The organism is Rhodosalinus sediminis, assembly GCF_003385555.1.
Taxonomy (GTDB): domain Bacteria; phylum Pseudomonadota; class Alphaproteobacteria; order Rhodobacterales; family Rhodobacteraceae; genus Rhodosalinus; species Rhodosalinus sediminis.
The window spans coordinates 1-12,894 of record NZ_QOHR01000033.1 but is presented as its reverse complement, the minus strand read 5'-3'; the positions used below and the strand labels follow the sequence as shown (position 1 = coordinate 12,894).

At 74.3% G+C, this 12,894-nt stretch carries 13 protein-coding genes; 7 read left to right on the top strand and 6 right to left on the bottom strand.

Annotation, left to right across the window (positions count from 1 at the left end; all coding sequences use genetic code 11):
* The 4 genes from DRV84_RS14030 to DRV84_RS14015 form a co-directional block, all read left to right on the top strand.
* Positions 1–1,150 (top strand): peptidoglycan -binding protein (locus DRV84_RS14030; RefSeq protein ID WP_115981820.1); only part of this gene is annotated, 1,150 nt, incomplete at its 5' end.
* Between the two features lie 482 nt (positions 1,151–1,632).
* Positions 1,633–2,265, top strand: a complete 633-nt coding sequence (locus DRV84_RS14025) for a ribonuclease HII (protein WP_115981818.1) — start codon at positions 1,633–1,635, stop codon at positions 2,263–2,265.
* 93 nt (positions 2,266–2,358) lie between these two features.
* A complete protein-coding gene (locus DRV84_RS14020; RefSeq protein WP_115981816.1) occupies positions 2,359–3,462 on the top strand; it encodes a site-specific DNA-methyltransferase in 1,104 nt (367 codons plus the stop codon).
* A 57-nt stretch (positions 3,463–3,519) separates the two neighbouring features.
* Positions 3,520–4,161 carry an NAD(P)-dependent oxidoreductase gene (locus tag DRV84_RS14015; protein WP_115981814.1) on the top strand — a complete coding sequence of 214 codons (642 nt, stop codon included), beginning with the start codon at positions 3,520–3,522 and terminating at the stop codon, positions 4,159–4,161.
* Positions 4,162–4,174: 13 nt separating this feature from the next.
* On the opposite strand, the gene DRV84_RS14010 is transcribed toward DRV84_RS14015, so the two are convergent.
* Together DRV84_RS14010 and mutY are read right to left on the bottom strand one after the other, a co-directional pair.
* Positions 4,175–5,323, bottom strand: a complete 1,149-nt coding sequence (locus DRV84_RS14010) for an alkane 1-monooxygenase (RefSeq protein ID WP_115981812.1) — start codon at positions 5,321–5,323, stop codon at positions 4,175–4,177.
* 79 nt (positions 5,324–5,402) lie between these two features.
* Complete coding sequence (gene mutY, locus DRV84_RS14005) at positions 5,403–6,455, bottom strand: A/G-specific adenine glycosylase (protein ID WP_115981810.1); 1,053 nt, start codon at positions 6,453–6,455, stop codon at positions 5,403–5,405.
* A gap of 83 nt (positions 6,456–6,538) precedes the next feature.
* On the opposite strand from mutY, the gene DRV84_RS14000 reads away from it, so the two are divergent.
* The 3 genes from DRV84_RS14000 to DRV84_RS13990 are packed head-to-tail and all read left to right on the top strand — an operon-like array spanning position 6,539 to position 8,818.
* Positions 6,539–7,057, top strand: coding sequence for a DUF721 domain-containing protein (locus DRV84_RS14000; protein ID WP_115981808.1), 519 nt, complete (start codon positions 6,539–6,541; stop codon positions 7,055–7,057).
* Positions 7,058–7,073: 16 nt separating this feature from the next.
* The gene (locus DRV84_RS13995) at positions 7,074–7,709 is read left to right on the top strand and encodes a DsbA family protein (RefSeq protein WP_115981805.1); all 636 of its coding nucleotides are present in this window, start codon (positions 7,074–7,076) and stop codon (positions 7,707–7,709) included.
* A complete protein-coding gene (locus tag DRV84_RS13990) occupies positions 7,706–8,818 on the top strand; it encodes a CaiB/BaiF CoA transferase family protein (RefSeq protein WP_115981803.1) in 1,113 nt (370 codons plus the stop codon). The genes DRV84_RS13995 and DRV84_RS13990 overlap by 4 nt, the downstream gene beginning before the upstream one ends.
* A gap of 230 nt (positions 8,819–9,048) precedes the next feature.
* Here DRV84_RS13990 and lpxK read toward each other — a convergent pair whose 3' ends face one another.
* The 4 genes from lpxK to DRV84_RS13970 form a co-directional block, all read right to left on the bottom strand.
* Positions 9,049–10,050 carry a tetraacyldisaccharide 4'-kinase gene (gene lpxK / locus DRV84_RS13985; RefSeq protein ID WP_115981801.1) on the bottom strand — a complete coding sequence of 334 codons (1,002 nt, stop codon included), beginning with the start codon at positions 10,048–10,050 and terminating at the stop codon, positions 9,049–9,051.
* Positions 10,050–11,246: a 3-deoxy-D-manno-octulosonic acid transferase gene (locus DRV84_RS13980; protein WP_239995089.1), complete on the bottom strand. Its 1,197-nt coding sequence runs from the start codon at positions 11,244–11,246 to the stop codon at positions 10,050–10,052. The genes lpxK and DRV84_RS13980 overlap by 1 nt, the downstream gene beginning before the upstream one ends.
* Positions 11,247–11,284: 38 nt before the next feature.
* Complete coding sequence (locus DRV84_RS13975) at positions 11,285–11,530, bottom strand: DUF4170 domain-containing protein (protein WP_115981799.1); 246 nt, start codon at positions 11,528–11,530, stop codon at positions 11,285–11,287.
* A 710-nt stretch (positions 11,531–12,240) separates the two neighbouring features.
* Positions 12,241–12,894 (bottom strand): response regulator transcription factor (locus tag DRV84_RS13970; protein ID WP_147298869.1); only part of this gene is annotated, 654 nt, incomplete at its 5' end.

The following is a 12,894-nucleotide window of genomic DNA, read 5'->3' as shown; positions in this document are numbered from 1 at the left end:
CGAGGAGCGCCTCGCCGCCGCGCTCGCCGCCGGCGAGCGGGCGCGCGCCCGGGCCGAGACCGCCGAGGCGGAGGCCGAGGCGGCCGGGTCCGAGCTCTCGCGGCTCGAGGCCGAGCTCGCCGCCGCGGTCGCCGAGGCGGCGCGCGAACGCACGCGCGCGGAGCAGGCCGAGGCCGCGGCCGCGCAGCGCGTCGGGGAGGATCTCGGCCGGCGCCTCGCCGCCGCGCTCGCCGCGCAGCGGGAGGTGGAGGCCGATGTCGCGGACACGCGCGAACGCCTCGCCGCGGCGCTCGCCGCCGAACGCGCGGCGGAAGCGCAGGCGGAGGACCTGCGCGCCCGCCTCGAAGCCGCCGCCGCGGCCCGGCTCGACGCGGAGGAGACCGCCGCGGAGCGCCGCCGCCTGCTCGCCGTCGCCGAGCGCCAGCTCGAGGAGGAGCGCGCCGCGGCCGAGGAGGCCGAGAAGCGGACCGCGCTGCTCAATCAGCAGGTGGGCGAACTCAACCGCCAGCTTTCCCGCCTGCAGGCGCTCCTCGACGACGCGCGCGAGCGCGACGCGGCGCAGCAGGTCCGGATCGAGACGCTCGGTCGGGATCTCAACGCCGCGCTCGCCCGCGCCGCCGCCGAGGAACGCCGCCGCCGCCAGCTGGAGGAGGCGCGCGCCGAGCGCCTCGCGGCGGAGAAGGAGGATCTGGAGCGCTACCGCTCCGAGTTCTTCGGGCGCCTGCGCGAGATCCTCGGTGCGCGCGAGGGCGTGGAGATCGAGGGCGACCGCTTCGTCTTCCCGTCCGAGGTGCTCTTCGCCCCCGGCGAGGCGAAGCTTTCCGACGCGGGCCGGGCCGAGATCGGCGAGGTGGCCGGGGTCCTCAAGGACGTGATCGACGAGATCCCCGACGAGATCGACTGGGTGCTGCGGGTGGACGGGCACACCGACGACGTGCCGCTCCGCCCCGGCGCGGCCTTCGAGGACAACTGGGAGCTCAGCCAGGCGCGCGCGCTGTCGGTCGTGCGCTATCTGATCGACGCGCACGACATGCCGCCCGCGCGCCTCTCGGCCAACGGCTTCGGGCAGTATCAGCCCATCGACCCGCGGGGCACGGCCGAGGCGCGCGCGCGCAACCGCCGGATCGAGTTGAAGCTGACGGAGCGCTGAGGCCGGGGGCTGCGNCTCGGCCAACGGCTTCGGGCAGTATCAGCCCATCGACCCGCGGGGCACGGCCGAGGCGCGCGCGCGCAACCGCCGGATCGAGTTGAAGCTGACGGAGCGCTGAGGCCGGGGGCTGCGAGGGGGGCGCTGCCCCCCGTCGCGCGCCGGGGCGCGCGACTCCCCCCGGGATATTTTCGCCAAGAAGAAGGGCGGGGTGGGGCGCGCGCCGGCGGCCGCGGGGGCGTGGTCCGGGGGAGGCGGGTGGCTGTGCGGGCGCTGACGGACCTGTCGCGGCGGTGCGTGGTCTGCGGTGGTCGGTGCGGCGAGGTGTTCCGTGGCGCAATGGGGTTCGGGTGGTGCAGGGAGCGCGGCGCGCGGGCCGCGGGCGGGGCCTGTGCCATGGGGGCGCGTGTCCGGCGCGACGGAGCTGCGGCGCGCGCCGCCACGTCGCGGTTGCGCGCGGGGCGGGCGGCGGGTTTGATGCCGTCATGGACGCCCCCGATTTCAGCCATGAACGCGCGGCGGCGGCGCGCGGCGCGCGCCGCGTCGTCGGCGTGGACGAGGTCGGGCGCGGGCCGCTCGCCGGGCCGGTGACCGCGGCGGCGGTGCTGCTCGACCCGGCCTGCGTGCCCGAGGGCATCGCGGATTCCAAGCGGCTGACGGCGGCGCGGCGCGCGGCGCTGGCGCGCGAGCTCGCGGCCTGCGCGGTGGTCTCGGTCGTGCATGTGAGCGTCGAGGAGATCGACGCGCTCAACATCCTCGCCGCCTCCGAGCGCGCGATGTGCCGCGCCGTCGCCGCGCTGCCCGAGGCGCCGGATCACGCGCTGATCGACGGCAACCGTGTGCCGCAGGGGCTCTCCTGCGGGGCGGAGGCGATCGTGGGGGGCGACGCGCGGGCGCTCTCGATCGCGGCGGCCTCCATCGCGGCGAAGGTGGCGCGCGACGCGCTGATGCGCGATCTCGCCGCCGCGCACCCCGGCTACGGCTGGGAGACGAACATGGGCTATGCCTCAAGGCAGCATCTCGCGGCGCTGCAAGATCTCGGGGTGACCCCTCACCATAGGCGGTCCTTCGCGCCGGTGCACAAGATATTGTATCAAGGCGGACGCGTAAGCCTCTGATTCAAAGAAATAAATTGACCTGATTCGCGGCTTCCCGCATGGTCGGGCGCGAGGCAGGAGCGCGGCGAACCGCGCCGGACAGAGGCAGACGAGATGAAAGACATGGCGCGCGTGGCCGATGTGCCGCGCAACGAGATATTGCGCGGCGACAGTATCGAGGTGATGGCGGGGCTGCCCGAGGCCTCGGTCGATCTGATCTTCGCCGATCCGCCCTACAACCTCCAGCTTCGGGGCGATCTGCACCGGCCCGACAACTCGCGCGTGGACGCGGTGGACGACGCCTGGGACCGCTTCGACAGCTTCGCGGCCTACGACGCCTTCACGCGGGCGTGGCTCGCCGAGGCGCGGCGCGTGCTGAAGCCGGACGGCGCGATCTGGACGATCGGCTCCTATCACAACGTCTTCCGCCTCGGCGCGGCGCTGCAGGACACCGGGTTCTGGATCCTGAACGACGTGGTCTGGCGCAAGTCCAACCCGATGCCCAACTTCCGCGGCCGGCGCTTCACCAACGCGCACGAGACGCTGATCTGGGCCACGCGGGAGGAGGGCGCGCGCTACACCTTCAACTACGAGGCGCTGAAGGCGCTGAACGACGGGGTGCAGATGCGCTCCGACTGGGTGATCCCGCTCTGCACCGGGCACGAGCGGCTCAAGGACGCCAACGGCGACAAGGCGCATCCCACGCAGAAGCCCGAGGCGCTCCTGCATCGGGTGCTCGTCGGCTGCACGAACCCGGGCGACGTGGTGCTCGATCCGTTCTTCGGCACCGGCACGACCGGCGCGGTCGCGCGGATGCTCGGGCGCGACTACATCGGCATCGAGCGCGACGAGGACTACATCGCGCTCGCCGAGCGGCGCCTCGCCGAGGTGCGCCCCTACGACCGCGCCGCGCTGGAGGTGAGCGCCTCGAAGCGCGCCGCGCCGCGGGTGCCCTTCGGGCAACTGGTCGAGCGCGGGATGCTCCGGCCCGGCGAGGTGCTGACCTCGGTCAACGGCAAGGCCGCGAAGGTGCGCGCCGACGGCACGCTGGTGGCCGACGGGGTGAACGGCTCCATCCACCAGGTGGGCGCGGCGCTCGAGGGGGCGCCGTCGTGCAACGGCTGGACCTACTGGTGCTTCCGCCGCGAGGGGCGCAGCGTGCCCATCGACGTGCTGCGCCAGCAGCTCCGCGCGGAGATGGAGGAGCGGCCGGGCTGAGCCACCCTTTTCCTCGCCGCCGTCGCGCTATGTCCTCGTGAAAGGACGGAGGGCGCGATGGAGCGTATTCTGGTGATCGGCGCGAGCCGCGGCATCGGGCTCGAGGTGGTGAAGCAGGGCCTCGACCGCGGGCTCACCGTGCGCGCGATGGCGCGCAGCGCCGAGGCGATGACGCAGGAAAGCCCGGCGCTCGAGCGGTTCTCGGGCGACGCCACGGACCCCGCCGACCTCGCTCGGGCGCTCGAGGGGCAGGAGGCGGTGATCATGGCGCTCGGCGTGCCGCCGGGGCTCGGCTTCGTCTACAAGCCGGTGACGCTTTTTTCCCGCGCGACGGAGGCGCTCGTGCCGCTGATGGAGGCGCAGGGGCCGCGGCGCCTCTTGGCGGTGACGGGCTTCGGCGCGGGCGAGAGTCGGCGCGCGCTCTCCACGCTGGAGCGGTTGCCGTTCCGCGCGGTGATGGGGCGGGCCTATGACGACAAGTCCCGGCAGGAGGCCGCCATCCAGTCGAGCGCGCTCGACTGGACGATCGCGCGGCCGGGAATCCTGACCAAGGGGCCGCGCACGGGCCGCTACCGGGTGCTCGTCGAGCCGGGCGAGTGGCGCAACGGGTTGATCTCGCGCGCCGACGTGGCGGAGTTCCTGCTCGACGCGGCGCAGACCGGCGGTTACGTGCGACAGGCGCCGGTGCTGGTGCGCTGAGCGCGCGGCCCGCTCACCGCGGCAGCGGCGTCGTCGCCTTGTTGTAGGGGCGCCAGTCCTCGATCTCCGGGTAGAAGCGGCGGCGCCAGGCCTTCACCCGCGGGTTCATCACGCGCTTCCAGAGCGGCGGGATGAGCGCGATCACCCCCATCAGCGTGTAGCCGTAGGGCAGCTGCGGCGCCTCCTCCTCGGCGTAGGTCTGCAGCAGCGGGAAGCGCCGGTCGGGCTTGTAGTGGTGGTCCGAGTGGCGCTGCAGGTTGATCAGAAGCCAGTTCGTGGCCCGGTGCGCGGCGTTCCAGCTGTGGCGCGGCTTGACGTGTTCGTACTTGCCGTCGCCGAGGTGCTTGCGCGTCAGCCCGTAGTGCTCGACGTAGTTCACGAGCTCGAGCTGCCAGACGGCGACCACCGCCTGCCAGACGAAGAGCGCGAGCCCCACCCAGCCGGCGAGCGCGGCGGCGAGGCCGAGCATCGCCGCCTGCAGCGCCGCGTAACGCCAGAAGGGGTTTTCCGGCGCCCACCACGGCTTGCCCCTGCGGGCGAGCATGGTGCGCTCGGCCGCGAAGGACGAGACCGCCGACTGGCGCAGCACGCGCGGGAAGAAGCGGTGGAAGCCCTCGTTGTAGCGCGCCGTCACCGGGTCGCGCGGCGTGCCGACGTAGCGGTGATGCACCAGGAGGTGCTCGGACCGGAAGTGCGAGTAGAGCACCATCGCCAGCAGGATGTCGCCCAGCCAGCGCTCGGCCCGGTTGCGCTGATGCATGAGCTCGTGGGCGTAGTTGATGCCGATGGTCCCGGTCATCACCCCCACCCCGAAGAACAGGACCACCGTCTCGAGCGTGCCGAGGTGGGCGGCGCGCGGCACGTACCAGAGCAGCCCGAAGAGCGTGACGGCTTGCACCGCCGGCCAGAGGCGCGTGACGGCGGTGTACCAGGCGAGATGCGCCTCCGGCGTCTCGGGGTCGGCGTTGCCGGTGTCGAGCCCGAGCGCCGCGTCGATCGCGGCGAAGAGATACCATGTCACCACCGGCAGCAGGATCACCGCCCAGCCGCCCTGCGTCGCGCCGAGCCACGCCAGCGGGACGAGCGCCAGCGACGCCCAGAAGGGCAGGGCGCGCCACCAGCGCGCCACCTCTTTCGCGGGGATGGTGTGAAGCTCCTGCATCGCGCCCGTCTCTCTTCGCGGCTGTCTCTCTTTCGCGCGCAAGTATATCTTCCGCGCAGCCCGCGCGCCATGCGGCGCGTCAGCCCTTCGCGGCGAGGTCGAAGGCCTTGCGCATCACCGTGGGCAGGTCCGAGGGCCGGAACTCCTCGAGCGGGAGGAAGGCGCCGCGCTCCGGCGTGCGCTCCATCGGCACGAGCGCGGTCCGGAGCGCGAGGCGCAGGTGGAAATGCGTGAAGGTGTGCCGCGCCTCCGCGCCCACGTCGCGCCACTCGGCCCGGATGGGGGGCGCGGGGGCGGGATCGCCCTCGGTCCACTCGGAGCCGGGCCAGCCCAGCATCCCGCCGAGAAGCCCGCTGTCGGGCCGGCGCTCCAGGAGCCACGCGCCGTCCACCCGCCGCGCGAGATAGGCGATGCCGTGGCGCACCGGCTTGGGCTTCTTCGGGGTCTTGGCGGGCAGCTCCGCCGCCGTCCCGGCGAGGCGCCCGGCGCAGTCGTCCCGCCACGGGCAGATCCCGCAGGCGGGGTTTTTCGGCGTGCAGATCGTCGCGCCGAGGTCCATCACCGCCTGCGCGTAGCAGCCCGGCCGCGCCTCCGGCGTGAGCTCGCCCGCGCGGGCGGCGATCTCGGGCTTCGCCGCGGGCAGTGGCGTGCGGATGTCGAAGCGCCGCGCGATCACGCGCTCCACGTTGCCGTCGACCACCGTCTCGGGCCGGTCGAAGGCGATCGCGGCGATCGCCGCGGCGGTGTAGGGGCCGATGCCGGGAAGCTGGCGCAGCGCCTCCGCCGTCTCGGGGAAGCGCCCGCCGTGCTCATGCGTCACCACGCGCGCGCATTTCAGGAGGTTGCGCGCCCGCGCGTAATAGCCGAGCCCCGCCCATTCGCCCATCACGCGCCCGTCCTCGGCCGCGGCCAGCGCCTCGACCGTGGGCCAGAGCGTCGTGAACCGGTGGAAGTAGTCGCGCACCGCCGCCACGGTCGTCTGCTGCAGCATCACCTCGCTCAGCCAGACGCGGTAGGGATCGGGCCGCGCGCCGCGCGCCCGCGGCCCCGGGCCGATGCGCCACGGCAGATCGCGCGCGTGGCGGTCGTACCACTCCAGAAGCGCGTCGGCCGGATCACGCAGGGTTGACATGGGCGGGCGGCTCCTTTCTCCGATCCGGGGTGGCACCTTCGGTGCGGGCCACTAGAATAGGCGCGACCCCGAGGAGGCCAAGCGTGACCCAGAGGCCCGACAGAGGGCGCGGCTTCGCCCGCGCCGCGAGCGTCCTTCAGCCGCGCATCCGTGCGGCGGCGGAAGCGCGCGGCTTCGCGGTGACGCGGGTGCTCACCCATTGGGACGAGGTCGCGGGGCCGGAGATCGCCCGCCTCGCCCGCCCCGTCAAGGTGGCCCATTCCGGCCCGCAGTTCGGCGCGACGCTCACGCTGCTGACGACGGGGGCCAACGCGCCGCTCGTCGAGATGCAGAAGGAGACGCTGCGCGAGCGGATCAACGCCGCCTACGGCTACCGCGCCATCGCGCGGGTGAAGGTCACGCAGACCGCCGCCGCCGGCTTCGCCGAGGCGCAGGCGGCCTTCGACCCCGCCCCGCGGCGGCCCGCCCCGAAACCCGACCCGGCGCGGGAGGCCCGCGCCGCCGAGATCGCCGCGCCCGTGCAGGACGACCGCCTGCGCGCCGCGCTCGAGGATCTGGGCCGCGCGGTGCTCACCCGCTCCGGCCCCTCCGCGACCCGCTAGACAGAAGAGGAACCGCATGACCCGCACCGTCCTGACCGCCGCGCTCGCGCTCGCCGTTCTCATGGGGGCCGGCCCCGCGCCGCTCCAGCCCGCCGCCCTCGCCGCGCAGGAGGCCGAGGCGCCCGCGGTGGTCGAGATGACCAAGGGCGACCCGGAGGCGCCCGTCGAGGTGATCGAATACGCCTCCTACACCTGCCCGCACTGCGCGACCTTCCACCAGAACGTCCTGCCGCAGCTCGAGGAGGACTACATCGACCCCGGCAAGGTGCGTTTCACCTACCGCGAGGTCTATTTCGACAAATACGGCATGTGGGCCTCGCTGATCGCGCGCTGCGGCGGCGAGGAGCGGTTCTTCGGCATCACCGACCTGATCTACGACGCGCAGAGCGACTGGGCGCGCGCGGGCAGCGACGTGGCCGTGGCGAACGAGCTGCGCCGCATCGCGCGCCTCGCCGGGCTCGGCGAGGAGCAGGTCGAGGCCTGCCTCTCGGACGCCGACAAGCTGCGCAGCCTCGTCGCCTGGTACCAGGAGAACGCGACCGAGCACGGCATCCAGTCCACGCCGAGCTTCGTGATCGACGGCGAGACCTATTCGAACATGAGCTACGCGGAGTTCTCGGAGATCCTCGACGCGGCGCTGGGCGAGGAATGAGCGCACCCCTCGAAGGCGTCCGCGTCGTCGAGCTCGCGCGGATCCTGGCCGGCCCCTGGGCGGGCCAGGTGCTCGCCGATCTCGGCGCCGAGGTGATCAAGGTCGAAAGCCCCGAGGGCGACGACACCCGCCGCTGGGGCCCGCCCTTCATCGAGCGCGACGGCGCGCGCGAGGCGGCCTATTTCCACGCCGCCAACCGCGGCAAGGCGAGCGTGACGGCCGACTTCCGCACCGAGGCCGGGCGCGCGCGGGTCCGCGAGCTCGTGCGCGGGGCCGATGTGGTGATCGAGAACTTCAAGGTGGGCGGGCTCGCCAAGTACGGGCTCGACTACGCGAGCCTCGCGCCGGAGGCGCCGCGCCTCGTCTGGTGTTCGATCACGGGCTTCGGGCAGGACGGGCCCTACGCGCACCGCGCGGGCTACGACTACATCATTCAGGGGATGTCGGGGCTGATGTCGATCACCGGCGCGCCGGACGGCACGCCGCTGCGCGCGGGCGTGGCGGTGACGGATCTCTTCACCGGGGTCTATTCCGCCGTCGCCATCCTCGCCGCGCTGCACCAGCGCCGCGAGACCGGGCGCGGGCAGATGATCGACATGGCGCTCCTCGACACCGCCGTGTCGGTCACCGCGAACCAGGCGATGAACTACCTCGCCACCGGCACGCCGCCGGGGCGGACGGGCAACGTGCACCCCAATCTCTCGCCCTACGAGGTTTTTCCCTGCACCGACGGCCACGTCATCATCGCCACCGGCAACGACGCGCAGTACCGCCGGCTCTGCGGGCTCCTGCGGCTCGACGGGCTCGCCGGGGCGCCCGATTACGCGACGAACGCCGACCGGGTGGAGAACCGCGCGGCGCTCTTCGCCGCGCTCTCCGCGGCGACGAGCGGCTGGGCGAAGGCCGATCTCCTCGCGGCCTGCGAGGCCGAGGGCGTGCCCGCCGGGCCGATCAACGACATGGCCGAGGTCTTCGCCGACCCGCAGGTGCAGGCGCGCGGGATGCAGGTCACCCTCGACGGCGTGCCCGGCGTGCGCGCGCCCTTCCGCTTCTCCGACGCCGAGCTGAAGCTCGACCGCCCCTCGCCGAAACTGGGCGAAGACGACTGAGCCGGGCCCAAGCGGTTTCTAAACCGCTTGGGCTGCCCCGGAGGGGGTGCGGGGTGGCGTCCGATGGCGCGGGGCGCGGCCGTCGACGTCCCGGCGCAGCGGCCGTATCGGGCCCGTCGTGACGCACGCCCGGTCGCGGGATCAGTGCCCGGGGAGCAGACCGGCCGTCCCGTCCGGGCGACGCCGGCGACGGGGCCAGGCGGTTTCGAAACCGCTTGGCCAAGGCACTTTCAAGCGCCTTGGGCGCCGAGCCGGTCGAGCGCCGCGTCGAGGGGGGCCGCGTCGTCCAGAACGAGGCGCACGGGCAGCGTCAGCGCCTCCATGCGGAACTCGGCCGGCAGGCGCACCGCGTCCTTCTCCGTGGTGACCAGCCGCGCGCCGGCGGCCTTCGCCTCGCGCGAGAGGCGGGTCATCAGCGCGGGCGAGAGGCTCTGGTGATCGTCGAGCGCATGGGTCGCCGCGAGCTCCACCCCGAGGCCGCGCAGCGTGGCGAAGAACTTGGCCGGGTGCCCGATCCCCGCGAAGGCGACGGCGCGGAGGCCGGCCCAGTCCATCCCCGTCGGCAGCGGCTCCAGCCGCCCCGTCGCATGCGGCACCGTGATCGCGTCGCCCCAGCGCCGCGCGAACGCCGCCTGCGCCGCCTCCGGCCCGACGGAGAGCAGGAGGTCCGCCCGCGCGAGGCCCGCCGCTACCGGCTCGCGCAGCGGCCCGGCGGGCAGGCACCGCCCGTTGCCGAAGCCGAGTGCCGCGTCCACCACCACGAGCGAGAGATCCTTCGCGACCCCCGGGTTCTGGAGCCCGTCGTCCATGAGGATCGCCTCCGCCCCGGCCTCGGCGGCTGCGCGGGCGCCCGCCGCGCGGTCCCGCGCCACCCAGACGGGGGCGAAGGCCGCGGCGAGCAGCGGCTCGTCGCCCACCTCGGCGGCGGTGTGGCGGCGCGGGTCCACCTGCACCGGCCCGGCGAGCCGCCCGCCGTGCCCGCGCGAGAGCACATGCGCCGCCACGCCCCGCTCCGCGAGCCGCTCGAGGAGCGCGATCACCGTCGGCGTCTTGCCCGTGCCGCCCGCGTTCAGGTTGCCGACGCAGATCACCGGCGGGCCGGGGGCAAGGCCCGGCCCCCGTGCCACGCGGCGCGCCGTCGCCCACGCGGTCGCCCGGCCGAGGGGGGCGAGCGCGCGGGCGCGCCAGTCGGGGCGCGCCGGGTCGGTGAACCAGAAGGCCGGCGCGCGCATCAGGCCGCGCGCCCGATGTCGAGCGTGTCGAGCACCAGGTCCGTGATCCGGTCCGTCACCTCCGCGCCGGCCGAAACGACGGCCCAGCCCGCCTCCGCCATGCTGGCCGCGCGGTCGGGCGCGATCATCTGCGAGAGCGCGGCCGAGAGGCTCGTCGCGTCGCTGACGAGCCGCGCGGCGCCCGCGGCGACGAGCCGGGCGTAGGCGTCGAGGTGGCCGGAGGCGTTCGGCCCGTAGATCACCGCCGAGCCGAGCGCCGCGGCCTCGTAAGGGTCGCGCCCGCCGTGGCCGGCCTCCAGCGAACTCGCCATGAAGGTGACCGGCGCGAGGCGATACCAGAGGCCCATCTCGCCGCGCGTGTCGGCGAGGTAGACCTGCGTCGTGTCCTCCGGCCGCTCGCCGGCCGTGCGCCGCGCCGTGGGCAGGTTGGCGGCGGCGAGCGCCTCGGCGGCGGCCGGGCCGTCCTCCGGGCGGTCGGGCACGAGGATCAGGAGCAGCCGGTGCGAGAGCCGCATCGCGGCGCGGTGCGCCTGCAGGACGGAGGCGACCTCGCCCGGCTGCGTCATCGCGGCGAGCCAGACCGGCCGCCCCGCGAGCGCGCCGGCGAGGTGCTGAAGCTCCCCCTCGTCGCAGGGCAGGGGGCCGCCGCCCTCCTGCAGCGGGCCGGCGACGGAGATCGCCTCCGCCGCCATGCCGGCCCGGCGCAGGCGTCGCGCCACGGCTTCGTCGCGGGCGAGGGCGGCGTCGAAGCGGCGCAGTTCGGGCCGGCGGCCCACAGGGGGCCACCACGCGCGCGCCCCGCGGTCCAGATCCGCCTCCGCGGCGTCGACGAGGAACAGCGGCACCCCGGCCTGAGCCGCCGCCGCCATCAGCGCGCGCGGCATCGCGCCCCCGCTCCAGAGGCAGCAGTCCGGCGCCCAATGGGCGAGAAAGCGCTGCGCGGCGCCCGGCGCGTCGGGCGGCAGCGCCTGCCAGGCCGCGGCGTCGGGCAGCCGGGCGGGGGGCGTGACCTCGCCGTCGGCGGTGAAGAGCAGCGACAGCCCCGGACGAAGCTCGCGCAGGCGCTGTCCCAGCCGCAGGAGCGGCGCGCGCCGCGCGGCGCCGGTGACGTGGATCCAGACGAGCTCGCCCTCGGGCCGCGGCGGGGGCGCCTCGGGCGGCGGTGCGCCGCGCGCCCGGCCGAGCCGCCGCCCCAGGTGCGGCCCGAGGCGTGACAGGACCCCGCCCGCGCGTGTCAGCCGTCCAGCTCCTCGGTGGGGGAGGCCGGCGTCTCCTCGTCGCGCAGGCGGTGCAGGTGGGCGATGAAGTAGCGCATGTGGGCGTTGTCCACCGTCCGCTGCGCCGCGGCCTTCCAGGCGTCGTAGGCGCTCTTGTAGTCGGGAAAGATGCCGACGATGTCGATGTCGTCCACGTCGCGGAACTTCGTCCCGCTCGGGTTTTCGAGCTCTCCGCCGAAGACGAGGTGCAGCCGTTGTGCCATGTGGCGCGCTCCGTGCGATGTGTCGGGGCCGGGTTCCGGGGCCTTGATCCGCGCGCGCGACCCTAGCCGCCCGCGCCGCCGATGCAAGAGCGCCCGCGCGGGCCCCGTGGTTCCGCGCGCGCCCTGCGGTGGCGGGCGCGCGGGCGGGCGGTCGATTCGGGGTGGCCGCTGCGTGAGGCGGACGGGCCGGGCGTCGCCTGCGCCGTTGCACGGCCCTGCGCGCGACGCACCTCGTCCGGGCCGTGGCCGGGGCCGCGCGGGCATGTCCGACGCGGTGATCGCGAGCGCGGCGCGGCCGGGCCGCACGTCGCCGCGCTCGCGTCGCCCGGGGGAGGGGCGCGCAAGAAAAAAGGCCGGGCGAGACGCCCGGCCAGGTCCAACAGGGAGGTGCATGTCATGACCCGGACATGCGCGGGTACCGATGAGTCCGTGTCTAGCCCGCGCCGCCCCCTGATACTTTGATCTGGCGCAAGGTCGCGCGGTTTTCGCGCGGCCCCGTCAGCCGGTCGCGCGAGGGCCCGGGCACGCGGCGCTGATCGACGGTTGGACCGATCGTCCGGCGCAGGCGCTGACCGTTCGTCTCGCGGGCATGGGGGCACGCCCGCGCCGTCGCCCCGGACATCGCGAAACACGTCGCTCGGCGCGGACGTCCTCGGGCGCGCGGTCGGAGACCGTCAGCATGTCCGTCGTCCGGGTGCGCGGGCCGCGCCTCAGCCCGCCAGCCGGTAGCCCCCGGAATCGGTCACGAGGAGGCGCGCGTTCGACGGGTCGGGCTCGATCTTCTGGCGCAGGCGGTAGATGTGCGTCTCGAGCGTATGGGTCGTCACGCCCGCGTTGTAGCCCCAGACCTCGTGCAGGAGCACGTCGCGCGGCACGACGCCCTCGGTCGAGCGGTAGAGGAACTTCAGGATGTTCGTCTCTTTCTCGGTCAGGCGGATCTTGCGGTCGTCCTCGGTCACCAGCATCTTCATCGCTGGCTTGAAGGTGTAGGGGCCGAGCGTGAAGACCGCGTCCTCGGACTGTTCGTGCTGGCGCAGCTGGGCGCGAATCCGGGCGAGGAGCACCGGGAACTTGAACGGCTTGGTCACGTAGTCGTTCGCGCCCGCGTCGAGGCCGAGGATAGTGTCGGCGTCGCTGTCCTGTCCGGTCAGCATGACGATCGGGCATTTCACGCCCTGCTTGCGCATCACCTTGCAGAGCTCGCGGCCGTCGGTATCCGGCAGGCCCACGTCGAGGATCACGAGGTCGTGGATCTGGCTCTTGACCCGCTCCATCGCCTGCGCGCCGGTCGCCGCCTCGAAGACCTCGAAATCCTCGGTCATGACGAGCTGCTCCGAGAGCGCCTCGCGCAGGTCGTCGTCGTC